This is a genomic window from Janthinobacterium amylolyticum, assembly GCF_051380655.1.
GTDB lineage: Bacteria > Pseudomonadota > Gammaproteobacteria > Burkholderiales > Burkholderiaceae_D > Janthinobacterium.
Genome location: NZ_JBNYXL010000012.1, coordinates 81412 through 104659, shown reverse-complemented (window position 1 = coordinate 104659; position 23248 = coordinate 81412). Strand labels below are relative to the sequence as shown.

Here is a 23248-nt window from a genome sequence, read left to right as displayed (position 1 = left end):
TTTGCTCAGATATCCAGCGGGTCCACTTCCAGCGACCATTTCACGCGCGTCTTCATGCCGCGCAATTGAGTGAGCCATTCTTTCAGGAACGCCTGCAGCGCGGGGCGCGAGGCCGATTCCAGCAGCAGCTGGGCGCGGTCGACGTTGTAGACGCGCGTCATGCTCATGGGAATCGGATCGTTGATGGTCACTTGCGGGTGTTCCATGCATTCCTTGGCCGCCTGCAGGAACTCGATGGCGGTGGCCAGCTCGGGCGCCTCGGCGCGCAGCAGGGCCTGGAACAGATACGGCGGCAGCGCCGCCTGCGCCCGCTCTTCCAGCAAGGTGGTGGCGAAGTGGTCGTAATCATGGTTGACGACGGCGTCGTACAGCGGATGGCGCGCATAGCGCGTCTGGATCAGCACTTCGGAAACGCTGCCCCCTTCCGTCTGCGCGGCCCGTCCGGCGCGGCCCGCCACCTGCATCAATTGCGCGAACAGGCGCTCGCTGGCCCGGTAATCCTGCGAGAACAGGGCCGTATCCGGGTTCAAAATGCCCACCAGCGTGAGCTTTTTGAAGTCATGCCCCTTGGCCACCATCTGCGTGCCGATCAGAATATCCACTTCGCCCCGGTGCACGGTGTCGAACGCTTCCTGCGCGCTGCCCTTCTTGCGCGTCGAATCGGCATCGATGCGCAGAATGCGCGCCTCTGGGAACAGTTGCTGCAGTCCCTCTTCCACGCGCTGTGTGCCGCGTCCCAGCGGCTGCAGGTCGACGTTGCCGCAGGTAGGGCAATGGCGGGGAATGCGCAATTCCAGGCTGCAATGGTGGCAGCGCAAACGGTGTTCCGGCTTGTGCAGCACCATGAACGAGGTGCAGCGCGTGCAATTGCTGATCCAGCCACACGACTCGCAGCAGATGACGGGCGAATAGCCGCGCCGGTTCAGGAACAGCAGCGACTGCTCGCCACGCTCCATGCGCAGTTTTAATGCGGCCACCAGGTGCGATGTCAGCCCGTCTTTCGGCTTGTCGCGCTCCATGTCGAGTATCTTGACACGCGGCAACACCGCATTTTTCACGGCCCGCTCGCGCAGCTCCAGCTTGCGGTAGCGTCCCGTCTGCGCATGGTGCCAGCTTTCCAGCGACGGCGTGGCCGAACCGAGCACGATGGGGATCTGCAATTGCCAGGCGCGCCACACGGCCAGGTCGCGCGCCGAGTAGCGCAAGCCTTCCTGCTGCTTGTACGACGGGTCGTGCTCCTCGTCGATGACGATCAGCTTGAGTTTCGGCATCGATGCGAGGATGGCCAGGCGCGTGCCGAGGATGATGCGCGCCTGGCCCTGGTGCGCGGCCAGCCAGTGCAGCATGCGCTCGCCTTCGGACAGGCTGCTGTGCAAGGTGGCCAGCATGACGCTGGGAAAGCGCGCGCGGATATTGCCTTCCAGCTGCGGTGTCAGGTTAATTTCCGGCACCAGGATCAGGATTTGCGCGTCGTCCTCGCGCGCCAGCACCTGGGCGCAGGCTTGCAGATACACTTCCGTCTTGCCGCTGCCCGTCACGCCATACAGCAGGGTGGGCTGGAACCCCTGCGCGCCGCCGATGGCGTCGGCCGCTTCCTGCTGGGCTGCATTGAGCGCCGGCATGTTCAACGGCGTGCCGTCATGCGCGTCGGCCAGCTTGGCCAGTTTCTTGATGGCGCGGTCCAGCGCCACGGTGGTCAGCACGCGCAAGTTCTTCGGCAAGCCCGGCAAAGCCACTTCACCGAGCGGACGCTGGTAGTAATCGGCGGCAAAGGCGGCCAGCGCCAGCCACTGCTGCGACAACGGCGCCAGCTGGCTGCGCACGGCCAGCACGTCCTTCAGCTTGGCATCGGGCACGTCCGTGCTGTCGGCCACGCCAACGATCAGCCCCATCACTTCCCGCCGGCCGAACGGCACCAGCGCCAGCTGTCCCACCTGCGGCAGCGCGGCGTCGGCACCGCCGTTCCAGCGGTAGTCGAACAGGGCGTTCAGGGGCGTGTCGAGCGCAATTTTCAAAATGCATTGCGGCGTGGGGCACTGCGGCATGGATGGGGCCTATCTCAATCAGGGGCAAGAACAACGCGCGGCGTGGCGTCCGGTGCCGGCGCATGCGCCAGCCGGCCATGATACTAGCTCCGCCCGGCAAACACCTAGCGGGACGCGCCCGCCCAATGCAATAGTTATCTGAATTATCACCAAAAATAACAGTGTTATTGCCGCGCCAGCGGGGCTGCGGCCCCTGGTACAAATGTCCTGCGCGCTGGCGGCAAAAAGGGGCCGATTGTACCAAGCGGAAAGTGACCTTTGTGGGATGACCGGCCCGCACGCGCCGCCTATAGTTAGCGCTTCGGCAATTTCTGGCAACGCCGCCAGGGCACCGAAGCAGTGCCTGCCCGGCCTCGATCCCGCCTGGCGCAGGCCCTGCACACCCCTCACTCACAAGGAAAACAGCATGCAAGCCATTCAACGATTCATCCAGAACGAAGACGGCGTCACGGCCATCGAATACGCCCTGATGGCAGCCCTGATCGCCACCGCGCTGATCGCCGCCGTCACCATCCTCGGCGATGGCATCAAGGCCGGCTTTACCGCCGTCGTCAATAAAATGACCGTCGCCTGAGTCGTGCCTGCCCGGGCGCGCAGCGCGTCCGGGTCTCTCGCCCCACCGCCTTCGCCGCAGAGTCCCACCGCTGACCGCCATGTCCCTCCTGTTTGCCATCTCCGTGCCCACCTTGCTGCTGGGTATCTTGCTCGCCTGCGCCGTCTGGCACGACGTGCGCGAGCGCCGCATTCCCAACGCCCTTGTGGCCGGCGGCGCCGTGGCGGCCGTGCTGCTGCATGTCCTGCTGACGCCGGCAGGCGGCGGCCTGGGCGCCTTGAACGCGCTGGCGGGCATGGCGCTGGGGCTGGGCTTGCTGTTGCCCATGTACATGCTGCGCACCCTGGGTGCGGGCGACGTCAAGCTGATGGCCATGGTGGGCGCCTTTATCGGTCCCCAGCAAGTGCTGTCGGCCACCTTGCTGACCCTGCTGGCCGGCGGCGTGCTGGCCCTTCTCGTGGCCGCCTGCACGGGTGTGCTGCGCCAGGTGCTGGGCAATGGCTACCGCATGCTGTTGCACAGCATGGCGCGCGGCCTGGGCGGCGGCGATGCGCGCCTCGATGCGCTGCCCGCCGTCAGCGGCAAGCTGCCGTATGCGCTGGCCATCGCGGCCGGCACCTTGCTGTCCTTTTTCTGGAGTGTCGCATGAGGAAGTTTGCATCAGGAGAACTGCATGAAGCATAGCCGCGCCATCGCGCTGATCGTGCTGGCCCTGGTGGTGGCGCTGGCCGCCACCCTCGTGGCCCTGCGCTGGATCCATGCCCAGGCGGCGCCCGTCAGCAGCAAGGTCGCCGTGGCGCAGGTCGACTTGCCCCTGGGCACGCGCCTGGCGCCCGACATGATCACCCTCATCGACTGGCCCGCCAACGCGCTGCCGCCCGGCGCCATCGGCGACGCCACGCTGCTCGAGGCCAGGGTCACGCGCCACGCCATCGGCCGCGGCGAACCTCTGCTCGACAGCAAGCTGGCGCCGCCCGGCACCGTCGGCGGCCTGTCGGCGGCGCTGGGCGACGGCAAGCGCGCCATGACGGTGCGCGTCAACGACGTGGTGGGCGTGGCCGGCTTCGCCCTGCCCGGCAACTTTGTCGACGTGCTGGTGAATACCCAGGGCGAGCCGCTGCGCAATGCCACCATGCAAGGGCCGGCCATCTCGAAAATCGTGCTCGAACGCATACGCGTGCTGGCCATCGCGCAGGAAGCCACGCGCGACGATACCAAGCCCAAGGTGGTCAATGCCGTGACCCTGGAACTGACGCCGGAGCAGACGGAAAAACTCGACCTGGCACGCAGCGTGGGCACGCTGTCGCTGGTGCTGCGCAACCAGGTGGAGGACCAGCCCGTCAACACGGAGGGCGCCACCAAGTCGACCTTGCTCGACATCAAGGCGGCCAGCGCCGTGCCGGCCGCCAGCGGCAAGCGCGCGGCGCCAAAGATCGTCCAGGCGCCCGCGCCCGGCCTGCGTGTCGAAGTCATCAAGGGACTCGAGCGCAGCGCCCAGCATTTTTAACGTTCACTATCGCAGACACCGGGGAATCCTTTGACCTACACCATGAATCGCGCGGCCCTGCTGCTGGCGCTGGCCGCCTGCGCGCTGGCGGACACGGCGCACGGCGCCCGGGCCAGCGCCAGCAGCAAAGCCGCCAAGGCGGCAGCGCCCGCGCCCGCCGCCACCCCCGCGCCTGCGCCTGCACTGGCGCGCCTGATCGCCTTGTCGGCCGGCAAATCGCAATTGCTGTCACTGCCATTTGCCGCCAGCCGCCTGGCCGTGGGCGACGCGGCCATCGCCGACGTGATCCTGCTCAATCCGAATGAAGTGTATTTGCTGGGCAAGCGTCCCGGCACCACCAACCTGATCCTGTGGGACCGCGCCAAACAGGCGAGCATCATCGACCTCAGCGTGGCCATCGACACGGCTGGCCTGCGCCAGCAGCTCGACCTGCTGTTTGCCGAGGAAACGGCCGTGCACATCCATGCGGCGGCCGATACCCTGATCCTGTCGGGCACGGTGGCCGATGCCGTCAAGGCCAGCCAGATCATGTCCTTGGCGCAAGCGTACGCGGCCCGTCCCGCCGCTGGCGCCAGCGCCGCGACGCCCGCCGATGGCGCCATGGCGGCCACGCCGGCCAGCGTCAAGGTGGTCAATATGCTGGCCATCGCGGCGCCGCAGCAAGTCATGCTGGAAGTGAAAATTGCGGAAGTGTCGAAAAGCCTGGTCGACCAGCTGGGCGCCAGCCTCGGCGTCAATGTGCAGGCGGGCAACTGGACCCATTCCCTGCTGTCGAATCTGCTCAGCGGCAACCGCAGCCTGATCGAAGCGTTCAACAACAAGAACGGCAATTTCATCAAGGTCGATGCGCAAAAGCGCGACGGCCTCGTGAAAATCCTCGCCGAGCCCACCATCATGGCCATCAGCGGCCAGGAAGCGAGTTTTTTGGCCGGCGGCAAGGTCTTCATTCCCGTCAGCCAGAACAACAGCGGCGGCACGCCCACCATCACCCTGGAAGAGAAGGAATACGGCGTGGCCGTGAAATTCACGCCGACCGTGCTCGACGGCGGTCGCATCAACCTGAAGGTGGCGCCGGAAGTATCCGAGCTGAACCGCGACGGCATCGGCCTGTCCGCAGGCAGCGTGAATGCCAGCGCCATCTTGCCGTCCTTCACCACGCGGCGCGCCGCCACCACGGTGCAGCTGTTCGATGGCCAGAGCTTTGCCATCGGCGGCTTGATCAAGAACAATGTGACGACGAATATCAAGGCCTTGCCCATGCTGGGCGAGATCCCCGTGCTGGGCGCGCTGTTTCGCAGCAGCGATTTCCAGACAGACCGCAGCGAGCTGGTCTTCATTGTCACGCCGCACCTGGTAAAACCGCTGCCGGCCGTGCCGCCCCTGCCCACCGATGGCTACGTGCCGCCAAGCCGGGCCGACTTCTTCATCCGCGGCCAGATGGAAGGCCAGCCGGCGCCCGCCAGCAGCACCATCGTCACCGCGCAACCGGAGCCCCGCCATGAGTAAATTCCCATCGATCCTGGCGCCCATGCTGGCACTGGCGCTGGCGTGCACGGCCAGCGGCTGCAGCGAGATGACGCCGCGGCTGGACCGGCAATTCGGCGACAGCGTGCGCGCCGCCACGGCGCTGCAGACGCGTGCGCCCGACCTGGCCGCGCGCCAGCGTGCCACGGAACAAGGGGCCGATGGCCGCGCCGGCGTGGCCGCCTACGAGCGCTACCAGGACAGCCTGCTGGCCCCGCCCGCGCCCGCCGCCGCGCCTATCATCGGCCTGGGCAAGCGATGAAAGGCCATCACGTGAAGGTCGCCATCGTCTCGCTCGACGCCAAAAGCCTCGATGCGCTTGCCGCGCTGTTGCGCGCGCGCAATCCGACGCACCAGATCGAGAAGATCCTGGGCCGGCTCGACCGGCTGCCGCCGGCCAGCACGCCCGATGTGCTGATCCTCGACCAGCCCAGCATCGAGCGGGGCGACCTGGACGCCGTCGAGCGGCTGGGCAATGTGCAGCCGCGCATCGCCTTCATCCTGCTGTGCCGCCAGCACACGCCGGACTTTTTGCTGCAAGCCATGCGCGCCGGCGTGCGCGAAGTGCTCGACTATCCGGCGCCGCCCGGCTGCCTGTACCAGGCCATCGAACGGGTGGAAGAAAAATTGCAGCGGCGCAGCGACGCGAATGGCAAGCTGCTGGCCTTTATTTCCTGCAAGGGCGGCAGCGGCGCCACCTTCCTTGCCACCAACCTGGCGTATGCGCTGGCGGCGCAGGGCGACAGCCGCGTGGCCCTGATCGACATGAACCTGCAGTTCGGCGACGCCTCGCTGTTTGTCTCCGACCAAAAGCCGCTGGCCACGCTGGCCGACGTGGCGCAGCAGATCCACCGCCTCGACCCCTCGTTCCTCGCCTCAAGCATGCTCAACGTGCTGCCCAACTATGGCGTGCTGGCCGCGCCGGAAGACCCGACCCAGGCCAACGACGTGAAACCCGAGCATGTCGACGCCATCTTGCAGCTGGCGCGCCGGCATTACGATTTCATCGTGCTCGACATCGGCCGCAGCCTTGACGCCATCAGCATCCGCGCGCTGGACCAGGCCGACATGATCTTTCCCGTGCTGCAAACCACCCTGCCCTACATCCGCGACGGCAAGCGCCTGCTCGACGTGTTCCGCTCACTGGAATACCCGATGGAAAAAGTCCACCTGGTGCTCAACCGCCACGACAAGGGCGGCGAGATCAGCGTGCTCGATCTGGTCAACGCCTATGCCAGCGATATCTACATGACGGTGCCGAACCACTACGAGGCGGCCGCCGCGTCCGTCAATCAGGGCATCCCCGTGCTGCAGCTGGCGCCGGCCAGCCCCATCACGCGGGCGCTGCAGGAATTTGCCCGGCGTCTGGGCGGCGCGGCCCCCATCGCCGCGCAGGATGGCTGGCTGGGCCGCCTGCTGCGCCGCGCGTAAAGCGACTGACACCACCGACTGAGACGAGGACCCCGCATGCATACCGCTCCCATCCCCATCCGCGAACGCCTGGGCCAGCTGCACACGCACCAGCGCGCGGGCAATATCGACAACCGCGCCTACCAGCTGCTCAAGCAGCGCATGCATGCCTTGCTGATGGAAAGGGTGGACCTGGAAAACCTGCAGCGCCTGTCGCCGGAGCAGGTGCGTGAACAGCTTCGCCTGCTGGTCGAGCGCCTGCTGGAAGAAGAAGCCGTCGTCATCAACGACCTCGAACGCAAGAACCTGACGCGCGACATCCAGCACGAAATGCTGGGCTTTGGCCCGCTGGAAGTGCTGCTGGCCGATCCCGGCGTGTCCGATATCCTCGTCAACACGCACAAGCGCGTGTACGTCGAGCGGCGCGGCAAGCTGGAGCTGACGGACGTGTGCTTCATCGACGATGCGCACCTGATGAAAATCATCGACAAGATCGTCTCGCGCGTGGGCCGGCGCATCGATGAATCGAGCCCGATGGTCGATGCGCGCCTGCCCGACGGCTCGCGCGTCAACGCCATCATCCCGCCGCTGGCCATCGACGGGCCCGTGATGTCGATCCGGCGCTTCTCGGCCGACCCGCTGCGCCTGGCCGACCTGGTGGCCTACGACAGCCTGACGGCGGGCATGGCGGAAATTTTGCAGGGATTGGGCAAGGCGAAAATCAACATCCTCATTTCCGGCGGCACGGGCAGCGGCAAGACCACCATGCTCAACGTGATTTCCGGCTTCATCGGCGCCACCGAACGCATCGTCACGGTGGAGGACGCGGCCGAGCTGCAACTGCAGCAGCCGCACGTGGTGCGCCTGGAAACGCGGCCGGCGAATATCGAAGGCAAGGGCGAGGTGACGCAGCGGGCGCTGGTGCGCAATGCGCTGCGCATGCGCCCCGACCGCATCATCCTGGGCGAGGTGCGCGGCGGCGAAGCGCTCGACATGCTGGGCGCCATGAACACGGGCCACGAAGGCTCGATGGCCACCATCCACGCGAATACGCCGCGTGACGCCATCACGCGGCTGGAAAACATGATCAGCATGGCGGCGGCAAGCCTGCCCAGCAAGGCCATGCGCCAGCAGATCAGCTCAGCCGTCAGCGTGGTGGTGCAGGTGTCGCGCCTGACGGACGGCAAGCGCAAGGTCACCTCGATCCAGGAAATCACGGGCATGGAGGGCGACATGATCACCATGCAGGAAATCTTCAGCTTCCGCCAGACGGGCGTGGGCGAGGGCGGCACCGTGCTGGGCCACTTTTCCTCGACGGGCATCCGCCCGCGTTTCCTCGAACGCCTGCACACCTTCGGCATCAGCGTGCCGGCCGGGCTGTTTGAACCGACGCGGCAGGGCTTGTGAGATGGCGCTCCTTTTGCTGTTTGGCGCCCTCGTCTTCGCCGCCGCCCTGCTGCTCTCGGCCGGCCTGTACCTGCTGTGGCGCGGCATGCGCAACCGCGCGCCGGGACGCCTGGCCCAGCGCGTGAGGAATGCCAGCGGCGGCGATGCGGGCGGCGGCACGCTCTTGTCGATCAGCAAGCGGCGCCTGCTGTCGCAGCAGCCGCTGCTGCAGCAACTGCTGGAGCGGCTGCCGCCAGCGGGCGCCCTCGACCGCCTGATGCTGCAGGCCGGCAGCGGCCAGACGGTGGCGCAGGTGCTGGGCTGGTCGGTGCTGGCGCTGCTGGCCGGCCTGGCCGCCGGTGCGCTGCTGGGCCTGGCATTGCCCTTGCAGCTGGGCCTGGGCGCGCTGGGCGCCGCCCTGCCCTGCTGGCGGCTGCTGCGCGCGCGCCAGCGCCGCCTGGCGCGCATCGAACAGCAGTTGCCGGAAGCGCTGGACCTGATGGGCCGCTCGATGCGCGCCGGCCATGCGTTTCCCACGGCCCTGAAAATGGTCGGCGACGAGCTGCGCGCGCCGCTGGGCAGCGAGATGCGCATCGTCTTCGATGAAGTCAACTTTGGCGTGGCCATGGGCGATGCGCTGGGCAACCTGGCCAGCCGCGTGCCCAGCACCGACTTGCGCTATTTCGTCGTGGCCGTGCTGATCCAGCGCGAGACGGGCGGCAACCTGGCTGAATTGCTGGGCCGCATCAGCGCCATCATCCGCGACAGGCTGACCTTGCTGGGCGAGATCCGCACCCTGTCGGCCGAGGGCCGCATGTCGGCATGGATCCTGTCGCTGATGCCGTTCGCCGTGGCACTGATGATGCAGCTGAGCAGCCCCGACTTCCTGCGCCTGCTGTACACGGACCCGGGCGGACGCAAGATGCTGACGATGGCCCTCGTCATGATGGGCCTGGGCATCCTGGTGATCCGCAAGGTCACGCGCATCCGCCTGTAAGGCCAACTTTTTTGGAAGGAAATACCATGACATGGCTGCACTTGCTGTTACTGGCGCTGACGTTCTGCGCCACCCTGGGCCTGATGCTGCTCGTGCTGCGCCCGTTCGGCGCGCCCGCCGTGCAGGCACGCCTGCAGGCGCAAGCGGGCATGGGCGCCGGCACGCGGCGCGGCGGGCGCTGGCTGGCGCGGCTGCTGCGCCTGGCCGTACCGCTGGGCAAATGGTCGCTGCCCGCGGAAAACTGGGAAGCGTCGCCGCTGCGCCTGCGCTTCCTGCACGCGGGCCTGCGCGCGCCGGCCGCGCCGCTGCTGTTTTTTGCCGCCAAGACGGCACTGGCCGCGGGCTTGCCGGCGGCGCTGTTTTTCCTGCTGCTGCACTGGCAGCCCAAGCTGGCCGGCAGCGCCTTGCTGCTGTGCCTTTGCCTGCTGGCCACCTGCGGCTACTACCTGCCCAACCTGATGCTCACGCGCCTGGCAAGGCAGCGCCAGCGCGACATCGTCGACACCTTTCCCGACGCCCTGGACCTGATGACGGTATGCGTCGAGGCGGGCCTGGGTATGGATGCGGCGCTGGCCAGGGTGGCCGCCGAGATCGCCCTGAAAAGCACCGTCGTCAGCGAGGAACTGACCCTGGTGACGCTGGAATTGCGCGCCGGCAGCAACAAGGAAACGGCGCTGCGCAACCTGGCCATGCGCACGGGCGTGGAAGACGTCGATATCCTGGCCACCATGCTGATCCAGGCCGAGCGCTTCGGCACGGGCATCGGCGCCTCGCTGCGCGTGCTGTCGGAACAGCTGCGCACCCGGCGGCGCCAGGGCGCCGAGGAGCAGGCGGCGAAAATCTCGCTCAAGCTGCTGTTTCCCCTGATCTTTTTTATCTTTCCTTCGCTGCTGGTGGTGCTCATGGGGCCCGCCATCCTGCAAATCTACCGCCAGCTGCTGCCGGCCATGGCCAATGCGAGCTGAACCACAATCGATCGCGCGCCAGCGGGGCGTGGCCGCCGTCGAACTGGCCTTGCTGCTGCCCGTGCTGCTGCTGATTTTCTTCGGCATCGCCGGCTTGAGCCGCCTGTATTTCGTGCAGCTGGCCCTGGCCAATGCGGCGCGTGCCGGCATGCAGTTTGCCGTGGCAGGCAACTCGCGCGACGTGGCAAGGATCGCCGCCGCCGCGCAGGCCGATGCCCGCCTGGACCTGCCCGACATGGCCTTGCCGGCGGTGGCGATCGTGCAGCGCTGCGCCGATGGCAGCCCCTACGGCGGCGGCCTGTGCGCCGGCGCCGCCAGCGCGCCGTGGACGTATGTGGAAGTGCGCGCCAGCTACCAGCTCGGTGCCGGCTTGGTGCCCATGCTGCCCGACTTTGCACGGCCGCTGCGGCTGCGGCAAAGCGCCGTGGCGCGCCTGCAATGAGGCAGCGCATGCACGCACGCCAGCGCGGCGCCTTCGCCGTCGAATTCGGCCTCATCCTGGGCCTGCTCCTGCTGCTGGTGTTTGCCATTGCCAACCTGGGCCTGGTCGCCTGGAACTACAACACCATCTCGCATGCGAGCCGCGAAGGCGTGCGCCATGCCAGCGTACTGAGCAACAGCGAAGGACGCTACAGCCGCGAACAGGCGCGCGCGCTGATCCGCGCACGCGTGCAGGGCCATGCCGTGGGCCAGCGCTTCGATGCCATCGAAGTCAGCTGGGAAGATGGCGAGAACGCGCCCGGCAAGGTCGTCACGGTGACGACCCGCTATGTCTTTTATCCCGTCACGCCCCTGTTCGGCACGCTGGGCATTGCCCTGCACAGCTCGGCCAGCATGATGATTTCCAACTAACCACTACCAGGCTCCCGATGCGCTTGCGTCCTCCCCTTTTTGTGCGGCACCAACGCGGCAGCATTCCCGTCGCCACCGCCCTGCTCCTGCCGTTGCTGCTGGGCTTTGCCGGCCTGACCGGCGACAGCGGCAATGTCTACCTGGCCAAGCGCCGCATGCAGACGGCGGCCGACGCGGGCGCCATTTCGGCGGCGCTGGAACTGCAGCGCCAGGCCGGCGTGGCCGAAGTCATCGCGGCCGGCAAGCACGATGCCGCCCTGAACGGTTTCGCCGCCAGCGGCACGCAGGTCGATACGCCGCCCGTCTCCGGCGCGCATGCGGCGCGTCCCGGCTACGCGGAAGTGCGGCTGGCGCAGGACGTCCCCACGCATTTCATGGGCCTGTTCGGCTTTCCCACGGTGGAGGTGACGGCGCGCGCGGTAGCCGGCGCGCGGCCCGACGCCAGCTGTTTTCTCGCCCTCAACAGCAAGAACGTGGCCGACGCCATGACGGTCACGGGCGCCGGTGAAATTTCGGGCGAGCACTGTTCGATCTTCGTCAACGGCAGCACGCCCAACACCCTGTCGGCCAGCGGCGCCATGACCATCCGCGCCGACAGCATCGGCGTGCAGGCGCCCGGCTACCGGCACGACAGCGGCAGCGTCTTTTTGCCCGCGCCGCAGGTGGGGCAGGCGGCGCGGCGCGACCCGCTGGCGGCCCTGCAGGCGCCCGGCGGCGGCGCCACGCAGGCCAATGGCAAGCTGACGGGCACGGGCACGCATACACTGCAGCCGGGCGTGTATCCAGGCGGCATTCATTTATCGGGCGGCATGACGGTCAACTTCAACCCGGGCATCTATGTGCTGCAGGGCGGCTTCACGGCCGATGGCGCCGTCAACCTGAACGGCAGCGGCGTGGCGTTTTATACGCAGGGTCCCGTGACGATCACGGGCAGCGGCGTGCTCAAGCTGTCGGCGCCCGAGGTGGGTCCCATGGCCGGCATTCTGTTCTATGGCGACCGCGCCAAGGTCACGGGCAGCAATGCGATCACGGGCGGCGTCAGCGGCGAGCTGGCGGGCACGTTGTACTTTCCTTCGTCGGCACTCAACCTGGTGGGCAGCGGCGCCCTGAAAGGCCAGCCCTATCTGATGCTGATCGCCGACACCATGTCGTTTACGGGCGGCATGCTGACGCAATTTAACAAGCCCGTCTACAACGCCGCCTATCAGGGTTCGCGCGTGGCCATTGCCGAATAGACGCCTGTGCCGGCAGCGAGCGTCCTTGCCGGCGAGACAGGCACCTGGCGGGACAGGCTGCTGGCGTCACGGGCAAATCTTGTGCCGCGTGGCATACACGTACAGCTCCAGGCGGTTGCTCACGCCCAGCTTGTGATAGATCGAGCTCAGGTGGTTGCGCAAGGTGTGTTCGGCGATGAAGGCGCGCTGCGCCAGGTCCTTGTTGAGGGCGCCATTGCCATCCATGATCATGCCGACGATCTTGCGTTCCTTGGCCGTCAGGCTGGCGATGCGCGCATCCTCGGGATTGCGCGGCGGCGGCGCCTTGGGCGCCAGCAACTCGCCCAGCAGGGAGCCAAGCAAGGTCTGCTCCAGCCACAATTCGCCCTGGTGCACCTTGCGGATCACCTGCAGCAGCAGTTCCGCCGGCGCCTCCTTGCCCAGCGCGCCGCGCGCGCCCGCGCGCACGGCCTTGCCCAGCAATTCCTGGCTGCGCGTGCCGCTCAGCACCAGGGCCCGCGTCGCGCCATCGGCCAGCAGCTGGGGCAGGATATCGGTGGAGCAGGAGCCGCCCAGGTCCAGGTCCAGCACGATCACGTGCGGCCGCATGGCCGCCGCCATGGCCAGCGCCGCGTCGGCGTCGCCGGCCGAACCCACCAGACACATTTCCGGCGTGCCCTCGATGAGTTTTTCCAGGCCCCACAGCATGGTCTTGTGGTCGTCGACCAGCATCACGCGGATGGCCGTGCCGGCACCGGGCGGCAGGTTGCCGTGCGGGCTCACAGGGGAATCGCAATCTGCAGCGAGGTGCCGCCATCGCCAGGACGCAGCACCAGCAGGCGCCCGCCCAGCGCGCTGGTGCGCGTGGCGATCGACGAGGGCGTAAACGGCGTGGCCGGCATGCCGTCGCCCTCGTTTTCAATCAAGATTTGCAGCCAGCCATTGTCGCAGCCCAGCTCGATCACGCCATGCCGCGCCCGCGTATGCTTGCGGATATTGCTGATGCCCTCGCTGACGATCTGGAACACTTCGGCCGCCAGGCGGTCGCTCACTTCGATGGCGGGCGAGGCGCGCAGGACGATGTCGATGTCATAGAACTGGCGCACCTGTTCCGCCTGGCGCCGCAGGGCCAGCAGCAGCTCCGGCTCCTTGCGCAGCTGGCCGTTGTTCAGGTTGGTGACGAAATGGCGCATGTCGCCCACCACTTCGGTGGCCATCGCCAGCAGCTTGTCGAGATCATCGATCAGGGGGTTGCCGGGCGCGGCCGCCTGGCGCACGGCGCTGATGCCGTGGCGCAAGCCGATATACGGCTGCAAGGTACTGTCATGCAAGTCACAGGCGATCTTCTGCCGTTCGCGCTGGCCCGCTTCCGAGGCCAGGCGGTCAAGCAGTTCGATGTTTTCCATCATCGGGAATACTTGCGCCACGATATGCTTGAGAAACAGCGCATCGGCCTTGCTGAAACCGTGCTGCGACGACATCAGGTAGACGCGCCCCTGCCCTTTGCGCAGGCGCAGGGAGGCGCTGATGAAGGCGCGCGCCTCGAGCAGTTCGACCAGGCGTTCGCCCGCATCGCCGCCGAAGCGGCGCCACTTGCTGCAGCCGCGCGCCAGCACGCGCGTGCCGCCCAGCCAGGGCCACAGGCGCGCACGCGCATGCAGCACGCTCTGGTCGGGCGCGAAGGCCAGCAGGGCCGGCATGGCGCTGGCGCTCAGGCGCACGGGCGCGATGGCCATGCCCGCATTGGCCGCCGTCGCCGTGCGCAGCAGCCATTTGTCGGAATCGCCATCCTGCAGCACCAGGATGCAGCTGCTGGCACGGAAGAACACCCGGTTCTTTTCCATCACGGACGACAGCGAATGGTTGACGCCGAAACGGGGATTGGACAGGCGGCTGACGTCGCGCAGCAGGGCCAAGCGGCGCTTCTGCTGCAAGCCCATGCCGCCCCAGTAGGCGATCAGGTGGCCCAGCGCCAGCAGGAAGCTGGTACACCACAGCAAGTGCCAGCGCTGTTCCGGCGTCTCGGCCAGCAGGGCCACAAGCATCAGCGCGGCGGCCGACAGCAGGGTCACGCGCGCGCCTTCGCGAAAGCCGAACTGGAACGAAGCGGCCAGGATGGCGAAAAAGAACAGCAGGAAGACATAGCCGTTGCTGCTGCCGCTGTAATACACGATCAGGCCGAACCAGGCCACGTCGTACCAGTAGATGGCCTTGCCGGGCATGCTGGACAGGCGGATCAGCATGACGGCGAACAGGGCCGCGCTGTGCAGGGCATACGCGCCGCAGACGACGGTGGCCAAGCCGCTCAGGCGGGTGTCGCCGCCCGGGTTGAATACGCAGATGAGTACGGCAAACACGGCCAGCAGCAGGCGGATCCCGCAGACCATGGCAGCGTCGGCGGTATCGCTCGTCAACTGCACGCTGAATGCGTTCTCGTCCTTCACCGTACCTCCGCGCCGTGGGATGTCATCCAGGCAAGGTCAAACGTCTTGCCACTATGCAAAAACTATAAAATTGCTTTCTTTGCAATGCGCGAGTGTACGCAGGGAACTAGTGTTTGTCTACAGGAAAATATGCGCTTCTTTACCCAGGCAAAGAATGCCGCTGCCTGTGAAAGATGTCTGTGGATAACTTTGTGGACAAAACAAAATTAACGTCAAGAATAATGTGGACAGAAAATTTTGAGCGCCGTCAAGGGGGGCACGCAAGAAAATTAAACTATTTAAAATCAATGACTTGAAAATCCCTGCCCGGGACGGCGAAAAGCGGGAGACTTTCCACGCGTCTGTGCATAACTGAGCTGTTCATGCTTTTTTTACACAAGAATAGACACAATTTGTATGACTCAAATCAATGTCTTTCTGGCCACGCCCGGGCAAACTACGCTGTTGTCTGGCAAGCGCCTGGTCAACGCGCCACCGGCGCCTGAAAATTGTTTAAATATCATGCGCTGCAACATACACTTCGCGTGAAACCTGCACATCTGCGCTAAGTACCGGTTAACAAAATACTTTTCAATTTTATCCACAGAATCTGTTGATAACTTTGTGGACAATGAACTGATAAGCCGTCCAAAGGCAAGCATAACCTCGTCCGCAAGCCTGAAGTCCGTGCGGAAATGAAATTTTTAGTTCTTAATAATCAAATACTTGCATAGACTCCCCGGGCAAGGCGTATTCGTTGCCTATTATTTCCGCAGCAAAAAAAATTGTGCATAAGTCGGTCTTTCCTGCTATGCGGCAGCCATGAAAAAAGGCAGGCTTCCGTGGGAAAGCCTGCCTTGTGCGTCCCCGATCAGGGGAAGAACGCGGTATTACTGGCCGCTGCGCATGGCGCGGCTCATGCTGTGCACCGCTTCCACCATGGCTTCCACGGATTCCGGCGGCGTGAACTGGGAAATACCATGGCCCAGGTTGAATACGTGACCCGTGCCGGCCGATGGCGCGCCAAACGCGTTGAGCACTTTCGCCACTTCGGCGCGGATCTGCTCGGGGCTGGCGAACAGGATGGCGGGGTCGAGATTGCCCTGCAAGCCCACTTTATGACCGACCAGCTGGCGCGCGCGCGTCAGGTTGACGGTCCAGTCCAGGCCCACGGCATCGGCGCCGATGTCGGCGATCTGCTCGATCCACTGGCCGCCGCCCTTGGTAAACACGATGGCCGGGATCTTCACGCCGTCCTTGTCGCGTTTCAGCTGCGCCACCACCTGCTGCATGTAGGCCAGCGAGAATTCCTGGTAGGCGCCATCGGCCAGCGCACCGCCCCAGGAATCGAAAATCATCACGGCTTGCGCGCCGGCATCGATTTGCGCGTTCAGGTATTGCGCCACGGAGGTGGCGTTGATGGCCAGGATGTGGTGCATCAGGTCCGGACGGCTGTACAGCATCTTCTTGATGGTATGGAACTCTTTCGAGCCGCCGCCTTCCACCATGTAGCAGGCCAGGGTCCACGGGCTGCCGGAAAAACCGATCAGCGGCACGCGACCGTTGAGTTCCGTGCGGATCTGCGTGACGGCCTTGAACACATAGTCGAGCGAGTCCAGGTCCGGCACTTGCAGGGCCTTGACGTCCTGTTCCGTGCGCAGCGGGCGCTCGAACTTCGGTCCTTCGCCATCGGCGAAATACAGGCCCAGGCCCATGGCGTCGGGCACCGTCAGGATGTCGGAAAACAGGATCGCCGCGTCGAGCGGAAAGCGTTCCAGCGGCTGCAAGGTGACTTCCGTGGCGTAGTCGGGATTCTTTGCCAGGCCCAGGAAGGAGCCGGCCCGCTCGCGCGTGGCGCGGTACTCGGGCAGGTAGCGTCCGGCCTGGCGCATCAGCCAGACAGGCGTGTGCTCGGTCGGCTGGCGCAGCAGGGCGCGCAGGAAAGTGTCATTCTGGAGCGGAGCAAATTGTGGCATGGAAGGCAATCAATAGCTTGGAGAAGCGGTATTATCGCATCCAATCGCCGCCATTTCATTGATTCCGGTGCCGCTTTGCAGCATTTGCCGCACGCGCCACCGCTTTCGTTGTGCCTGCCCTTCCATTATGATGACGGACACCGCCGCGCGCCCTGACCCTGCCTGGCGGCCCCGATCCCACCACCATACGGAGCCCGCATGACATCGACCGCATCCAGTCCATCCGCCCTCACCGCCCCTTACGGCACCTGGCCCTCGCCGATCAGCGCGGCCATCGTCGCCGCCGGCGCCTCGCCGCTGACGCAGCTGGCCCTGGGCGGCGCCGCTGGCGATGACGTGTACTGGCTGGCGGGCCGCGCCAGCGAAGCGGGCCGCAACACCCTGCTGCGCCAGCGCGGCGCGCGCGTCGATGAACTGACGCCGGCGCCGTTCAATGTGCGCACGCGCGTGCATGAATACGGCGGTGGCGCGTATGCCGTTGCCGGCGACAGCATCGTGTTCTCGCATTTCGCCGACAACCGCCTGTACCGCATTGCCGGCGATGGCGCGCCGGAAGCCTTCAGCGCGGGCGGCAACACGCGCCATGCGGACTTCGTCATCGATGCGGCGCGCGCGCGCCTGATTGCCGTGCGCGAGCAGCATCCGCACGAGGGCCATGCGCAGCCGGAAAACAGCCTGTCCGCCGTGGCGTTCGACGGCAGTGAAACGGTGCTGGCGCGCGGCCACGACTTCTATGCGGCGCCGCGCCTGTCGCCGGACGGCAGCCAGCTGGCCTGGATCAGCTGGGATCACCCGCGCCTGCCGTGGCAAGGCACGGAACTGTGGCTGGCCGACGTGCAGGCCGATGGCAGCCTCGGTTCGCCCCGCCTGATCGCCGGCGGCATGCGCGAGTCGATTTGCCAGCCGGAATGGTCGCCCAATGGCTTGCTGCATTTTGTCTCCGACAGCAGCGGCTGGTGGAATTTGTATCGATTGCACGCCGGCGAGATCGAAGCGCTGTGCCCGATGGAAGCGGAATTTGCCACGCCGCACTGGACCTTCGGCGGCAGCATGTACGGTTTTCTTTCCGATGACGAGATCGTCTGCACGTATATCCAGGCCGGCATCAGCTATCTGGCGCAATTGAACGTGGCGGCGGCCAAGCTGGAACCGATACCCCATCCATACCAGGAAATCCGCGAACTGCGCGTGGGACCCGGCTTCGTCGCGCTGCTGGGCGGCAGCCCCACCATCGCGCTGGAACTGGCGCGCATCGATCTGGCTAACCATGAGCTGGAAGTGCTGGCGCAGTCGATCACGGCCCTGCCGGCGCTGGGCTACCTGTCCGTGCCGCGCAGCCTGAGTTTTAGCAGCAGCAATGGCCGCACGGCGCACGCCTTCTTCTATGCGCCGCACAACACCGACGTGCAGGCGCCGGCAGGAACGTTACCGCCCGTCATCGTCATCAGCCATGGCGGCCCCACCAGCATGGCCAGCAATACCCTGAAACTGGCGACGCAGTACTGGACCAGCCGCGGCATCGGCGTGCTCGACGTCAACTATGGCGGCAGCAGCGGCTTCGGCCGCGAATACCGAGACGCGCTGCGCGGCCAGTGGGGCATTGTCGACGTGGAAGACTGCATCGCCGGCGCGCGCTACCTGGCCGCCAACGGCCTGGCCGACCCCGAGCGCCTGATCATCCGCGGCGGCAGCGCCGGCGGCCTGACGACCCTGTGCGCCCTGACCTTCCACGATGTGTTCAAGGCGGGCGCCAGCTACTATGGCGTGTCCGACCTGCAGGGCCTGGACAACGATTCGCACAAGTTCGAATCGCGCTACACCGACTACCTGATCGCCTCGCAGCCGCAAGCCGAGGCCCTGTACCGCGAGCGTTCGCCCATCCACCACACGGATAAGCTGTCGCGCCCCATGATCTTCTTCCAGGGACTCGATGACAAGGTGGTGCCGCCGCAGCAGTCGCAGCTGATGGTCGACGCGCTGCAGGCGCGCGGCGTGCCGGTGGCCTACGTGCCGCTCGAAGGCGAGGGACACGGCTTCCGCAAGGCGGAAAACATCGTGCGCACGCTGGACGCGGAACTGTATTTCTACCAGCGCGTGTTCGGCCTGCCCGTGGCGGCCGGCGAGCCGCCCGTGCATATCGATAATCTGCCTGCATGACCGAACAGACTGTAGACCAGCATTTGCTGGAGGAGTTCGCGGCCCTGGAGCGGCACGAGCAAATGATCCTGGCCTTGCTGGCGATCACGGGCGAGCCGGTGGGCAAGCATGCCGTGTATGAACACTTGCAGCGCGCCAACGTGGTCGAGCCGGACGGCACGCCATTTACCCTGGCTGCCGTCACGGGCATGCTGCAGCGGCTGGCGCGCCTGGCGCTGGCGTCGGAAATCGTCGGGCGCGGCTATGCCTGCGAAGCGAAGCTGCGCTGGCCCGCCATGCGCGCGGCCATCGAGCACCTGGCGTTCCGCGACCTGTGCCAGGCCATCGAAACCATCAATCCCGTGCGCCGCAACTGGGATGGCTATGTGGAATTGCGCAGCTACCGGCAAGGCGTGGCGCGCCTGCGCATCGCCCTGCTGCGCAATGACGAGGTACGCCACGTGGCTGCCATCCTGGCCGCCTGCATGGCCTGCTATGAAGCGCAGCAGCTGCATCCGCTGATCGAGATTTTCGGCCGTCCATTCGAACCGGAAATGTTGTCCTTCGTCATGCCGCAATTGCAGGATGACATACTCGCCGTGCTGCTGGGCAATGCCCCGCGCGAGCCAGGCACGGCGCACGCCATCCGCGCCTACGCGCGCGCGCATCACGCGCGCCAGGCGGCGGCCGGCGACCATATCGGCGCCGCCCTGCCGCTGGCCCTGGCCGAGGATGCCCTGCTGTGCGGCGAACTCGACACGGCCGCGCGCTACCTGGCGGGCCAGCAAGGGCCGCAGGTGCTGTTTATCGACAGCAGCATCGCCCTGTTGCGCGGCGAACATGCGCGCGCCGTGGCGGGCTTTGAAACGGCCTTGAAAGGGCTGCGCAAGGAGGCGGGCAAGCGCAAGCTGTGTTTCACCGGCATCGGCGGCCATTTATATGTGCTGGCCCTGCTGCGCGGCAACGACGCCAAGCTGCTGAAAAACGCGGAAAGCTATCTCGATATCGCCCTGCACGCGCAGCCCAACCACGACAGCATCGTCTACCATCAGCTCAATACCTTGCGCCTGGTACGCGCCGGCGTGCTGCAAGCCGACGCGATTCCCACACGTAACTGGGAGACCGGCTTGCAGGCGCAGCTGTTCCAGGCCTTGCTGTATTACTGGCTTGCGTTGCCGCAACTGGCCGAACGCAAGCCCCAGCTGCGCCTGCTGGTGCAGCAGGCGGACGCGGCTGGCTACGAGCTGATCGCGGCGCAGGCGGCCGGCCTGCTGGGCCTGATGAGCGAGCCGGAACAGGAGCGCTATGCCACGGCCAGGCGGGCCAGGCACGGCTTGACGGACATGGCGCCGTGGTTCGAGCGCCAGGAAGCGTGGCAGCGCCAGCTGAGCGCGCTGATCAACCTGCAGCAGAACGCGCCCGCCGAAGCCATCGGCAGCGTTTCGCGCCTGGTGTGGCTGGTGGCGTTCGACCCGCGCTTTGGCCTCACGGCCGTGGAGGTGCGCGAGCAGAAACGCGATGCCCGTGGCGGCTGGAGCAAGGGCCGCGCCATGGGCCTCAAACGCCTGGCCGAAGAGGCGGGCGACATCGATTTCCTCACGCCGCAGGATGCGCGCGCGGCCGGCAGCATCGCACCGTTCAAGCAATATTATTCATCCGCGCCACGCTATGAAATCGAGCTCGACAAAGCGGCCGTGCTGCTGGTGGGCCACCCGCTGGTGTTCTGGCTCGACCATCCCGACACGCGCGTGGAACTGATCGCCGGCGCGCCCGAGCTGCTGATCAAGTCGCACGAAGGGCAGTTGTGGCTGGGCATGCAGCCGCCGCTGCCCGACAGCGGCAGCAACGTGGTGGTGCAGCGCGAGACACCGACGCGCCTGCGCGTGGTGCACATCCTCGACGAGCACCGGCGCATCGGCGCCATCGTCGGCCTGGGCCTGTCCGTGCCGCTGCATGCGGAAAAACAGGTGATGCAGGCGATCGGCGCCATCTCCTCGATGGTGACCGTGCAATCGGACATCGGCGGCGGCGCCGGCGACGCGGAAAGCATCACGGCCGATCACCGCCTGCACGTGCACCTGCTGCCGTATCAGCAAGGCCTGAAAATGCAGATTTTGGTGCGCCCGCTGCTCGACAACGGCGCCTATTACGCGCCCGGCAGCGGCGCCGAAAGCGTGTTTGCCGATGTGGCGGGCCGGGCCGTGCAGGCGCGGCGCGACCTGAACGCGGAACGCGAAGCGCAGCGCCAGCTGATCGGACAATGCCTGGTGCTGGAAGAGGCGGAAGAAGAGCATGGCGAATGGCTGCTGGGCCAGCCAGCGCTGGGCCTGCAACTGCTGGTGGAATTGCAGGCGCTCGATCCCGCCGGCATGGTCCTGGCATGGCCCGAAGGCGAAACCATGCGCGTGTCGAAACGCATCGACAGCGGCCAGATGCGACTGAACATCAAGAGCGAAAAAGACTGGTTTGCCGCCAGCGGCGAAGTACAGATCGACGAAGACAAGGTGATGGATTTGCGCGCCCTGCTCGACTTGATGCAGAACAATAAAAGCCGCTTCGTGGCCCTGGGCGACAACCAGTTCCTGGCGCTCAGCGACGAATTGCACCGCCGCCTGTCGGAGCTGGCCGCGTATGGCGAAGCGCATGCCGATGGCGTGCACATCCACCCCCTGGCCGCGTTTGCGCTGGAAGAGCTGGCCAACGATGCGGGCGGCGTCAACGCCGACAAATTGTGGCGCGAACACTTGCTGCGCCTGCGCGCCCTCGACGACTATCAGCCGCAGCTGCCCAGCACCTTGCAGGCGGACCTGCGCGACTACCAGCTGGCCGGCTTCAACTGGCTGGCGCGTCTGGCGCACTGGGGCGTGGGCGCCTGCCTGGCTGACGACATGGGACTCGGCAAGACATTGCAGGCGCTGGCACTGATCCTGGCGCGCGCGCCCAATGGCCCTACCCTGGTCGTGGCCCCCACGTCCGTGTGCATGAACTGGATCAGCGAAGCGCAGCGCTTCGCCCCCACCTTGAACATCAAACTGTTCGGCTCGGGCGACCGCGCCGGCATGCTGGAGACCCTGCAACCGTTCGACGTGGTGGTGGCCAGCTATGGCTTGCTGCAGCAGGAAGCGGCCATGTTTGCCGGCGTGCACTGGCATACGATCGTCCTGGACGAAGCGCAGGCAATCAAGAATGGCGCCACCAAGCGCTCGCAAGCCGTGATGGGCCTGCAAGGCGACTTCCGCATGGTAGCCAGCGGCACGCCGCTGGAAAACCACCTGGGCGAATTGTGGAATCTGTTCCGTTTTATCAATCCCGGTTTGCTGGGCACGCTCGACCAGTTCAACCTGCGCTTTGCCGGTCCCATCGAGAAGGACCAGGATAAACGGGCGGCGGCCGGTGCGCGCCTGCGGCTGCGGCGTTTGATCGCGCCGTTCATCCTGCGCCGGACCAAGACGCAAGTGCTGTCGGAACTGCCATCGCGCACGGAAATCGTGCTGGAAGTGGAATTGTCACCGCAGGAAACGGCACTGTACGAATCCTTGCGCCGCGAAGCGCTGGAAAAGCTGGCGATGGTGGAAGGGCCGGCATCGAAAAAGGCCATCCAGATCCTGGCGGAAATCATGAAGCTGCGCCGCGCCTGCTGCAATCCGCAGTTGGTGGCGCCGGAACTGGGCCTGGCCAGCAGCAAGCTGGCGGCCTTCGCGCAACTGCTGTCGGGCTTGCTGGAAAACCGCCACAAGGTGCTCGTCTTCAGCCAGTTCGTCGACCATCTGACCTTGATCCGCCAGCACCTGGAACAGCATGGCGTCAGTTACCAGTATCTCGACGGCAGTACGCCCATGCAGGAGCGCAAGCGCCGCGTGGATGCCTTCCAGGCCGGCGAAGGCGATGTCTTCCTGATCAGCCTGAAGGCGGGCGGCATGGGCATCAACCTGACGGCGGCCGATTACGTGATCCACATGGACCCATGGTGGAATCCGGCCGTCGAAGACCAGGCCTCGGACCGCGCCCACCGCATGGGGCAGTTGCGTCCCGTCACCATTTATCGGCTGGTGGCCAGGCACACGATCGAGGAAGGCATCGTTGAATTGCACCAGCACAAGCGCGACCTGGCCGACAGTCTGCTGGAAGGCAGCGACGCGGCCGCGCGCATGTCGGCGGGCGACATGCTGGGCATGCTGCAGGAGGGCTTGAAGCGATGAGCTTGAAAAATAAACGGCAAGCGGCGTTCCATGCGATGATCTCTTTTCCCTGTGTTGATAC

General features: G+C 65.9%; 18 protein-coding genes. 14 read left to right on the top strand and 4 right to left on the bottom strand.

Going from position 1 to position 23248, the window contains the following annotated elements:
- Window positions 1-5: 5 nt before the first annotated feature.
- On the bottom strand, window positions 6-2045 hold the full coding sequence (locus tag ACQ4WR_RS23730; RefSeq protein ID WP_436490290.1) for a primosomal protein N': 2040 nt from the start codon (window positions 2043-2045) through the stop codon (window positions 6-8).
- A gap of 406 nt (window positions 2046-2451) precedes the next feature.
- Here ACQ4WR_RS23730 and ACQ4WR_RS23725 point away from each other — a divergent pair, with 406 nt between their 5' ends.
- The 12 genes from ACQ4WR_RS23725 to ACQ4WR_RS23670 all read left to right on the top strand — a co-directional run bounded on the left by ACQ4WR_RS23725 (window position 2452) and on the right by ACQ4WR_RS23670 (window position 12474).
- Window positions 2452-2619: a Flp family type IVb pilin gene (locus ACQ4WR_RS23725; RefSeq protein ID WP_102296132.1), complete on the top strand. Its 168-nt coding sequence runs from the start codon at window positions 2452-2454 to the stop codon at window positions 2617-2619.
- Between the two features lie 79 nt (window positions 2620-2698).
- Window positions 2699-3247, top strand: a complete 549-nt coding sequence (locus tag ACQ4WR_RS23720; RefSeq protein ID WP_436490288.1) for a prepilin peptidase — start codon at window positions 2699-2701, stop codon at window positions 3245-3247.
- Window positions 3248-3271: 24 nt separating this feature from the next.
- The gene (gene cpaB, locus ACQ4WR_RS23715) at window positions 3272-4105 is read left to right on the top strand and encodes a Flp pilus assembly protein CpaB (RefSeq protein ID WP_436490286.1); all 834 of its coding nucleotides are present in this window, start codon (window positions 3272-3274) and stop codon (window positions 4103-4105) included.
- Window positions 4106-4147: 42 nt separating this feature from the next.
- Window positions 4148-5611, top strand: a complete 1464-nt coding sequence (locus ACQ4WR_RS23710; protein ID WP_436490284.1) for a type II and III secretion system protein family protein — start codon at window positions 4148-4150, stop codon at window positions 5609-5611.
- Entirely contained in the window at window positions 5604-5891 is a 288-nt protein-coding gene (locus ACQ4WR_RS23705) for a hypothetical protein (RefSeq protein ID WP_436490283.1), read from the top strand. The genes ACQ4WR_RS23710 and ACQ4WR_RS23705 overlap by 8 nt, the downstream gene beginning before the upstream one ends.
- A complete protein-coding gene (locus ACQ4WR_RS23700) occupies window positions 5888-7060 on the top strand; it encodes a CpaE/TadZ family protein (RefSeq protein WP_258003229.1) in 1173 nt (390 codons plus the stop codon). The genes ACQ4WR_RS23705 and ACQ4WR_RS23700 overlap by 4 nt, the downstream gene beginning before the upstream one ends.
- 36 nt (window positions 7061-7096) lie before the next feature.
- Window positions 7097-8446 carry a TadA family conjugal transfer-associated ATPase gene (locus tag ACQ4WR_RS23695; RefSeq protein ID WP_102299414.1) on the top strand — a complete coding sequence of 450 codons (1350 nt, stop codon included), beginning with the start codon at window positions 7097-7099 and terminating at the stop codon, window positions 8444-8446.
- 1 nt (window position 8447) lies between these two features.
- Window positions 8448-9422: a type II secretion system F family protein gene (locus ACQ4WR_RS23690; RefSeq protein ID WP_436490280.1), complete on the top strand. Its 975-nt coding sequence runs from the start codon at window positions 8448-8450 to the stop codon at window positions 9420-9422.
- A gap of 26 nt (window positions 9423-9448) precedes the next feature.
- A complete protein-coding gene (locus tag ACQ4WR_RS23685) occupies window positions 9449-10387 on the top strand; it encodes a type II secretion system F family protein (RefSeq protein WP_436490278.1) in 939 nt (312 codons plus the stop codon).
- Window positions 10377-10829: a TadE/TadG family type IV pilus assembly protein gene (locus ACQ4WR_RS23680; protein WP_436490276.1), complete on the top strand. Its 453-nt coding sequence runs from the start codon at window positions 10377-10379 to the stop codon at window positions 10827-10829. Before ACQ4WR_RS23685 ends, ACQ4WR_RS23680 begins: the two co-directional genes overlap by 11 nt.
- Window positions 10830-10837: 8 nt before the next feature.
- Window positions 10838-11239, top strand: coding sequence for a TadE/TadG family type IV pilus assembly protein (locus ACQ4WR_RS23675; RefSeq protein ID WP_180979648.1), 402 nt, complete (start codon window positions 10838-10840; stop codon window positions 11237-11239).
- Window positions 11240-11280: 41 nt separating this feature from the next.
- Window positions 11281-12474 carry a pilus assembly protein TadG-related protein gene (locus ACQ4WR_RS23670; RefSeq protein WP_436490274.1) on the top strand — a complete coding sequence of 398 codons (1194 nt, stop codon included), beginning with the start codon at window positions 11281-11283 and terminating at the stop codon, window positions 12472-12474.
- 66 nt (window positions 12475-12540) lie between these two features.
- Here the strand turns inward: ACQ4WR_RS23670 and ACQ4WR_RS23665 are convergent, their stop codons facing one another.
- The 3 genes from ACQ4WR_RS23665 to hemE all read right to left on the bottom strand — a co-directional run bounded on the left by ACQ4WR_RS23665 (window position 12541) and on the right by hemE (window position 16852).
- Window positions 12541-13236, bottom strand: a complete 696-nt coding sequence (locus ACQ4WR_RS23665) for a response regulator (protein ID WP_436490272.1) — start codon at window positions 13234-13236, stop codon at window positions 12541-12543.
- Entirely contained in the window at window positions 13233-14897 is a 1665-nt protein-coding gene (locus tag ACQ4WR_RS23660; RefSeq protein ID WP_436490270.1) for a sensor histidine kinase, read from the bottom strand. Before ACQ4WR_RS23660 ends, ACQ4WR_RS23665 begins: the two co-directional genes overlap by 4 nt.
- 869 nt (window positions 14898-15766) lie before the next feature.
- Window positions 15767-16852, bottom strand: a complete 1086-nt coding sequence (gene hemE / locus ACQ4WR_RS23655; protein ID WP_436490269.1) for a uroporphyrinogen decarboxylase — start codon at window positions 16850-16852, stop codon at window positions 15767-15769.
- 198 nt (window positions 16853-17050) lie between these two features.
- Between hemE and ACQ4WR_RS23650 the strand changes: the two genes are divergently transcribed.
- A complete protein-coding gene (locus tag ACQ4WR_RS23650) occupies window positions 17051-19009 on the top strand; it encodes a dipeptidyl-peptidase 5 (protein WP_436490267.1) in 1959 nt (652 codons plus the stop codon).
- A complete protein-coding gene (locus ACQ4WR_RS23645) occupies window positions 19006-23187 on the top strand; it encodes an SNF2-related protein (protein WP_436490265.1) in 4182 nt (1393 codons plus the stop codon). The genes ACQ4WR_RS23650 and ACQ4WR_RS23645 overlap by 4 nt, the downstream gene beginning before the upstream one ends.
- The last annotated feature ends 61 nt before the right edge of the window (window positions 23188-23248 follow it).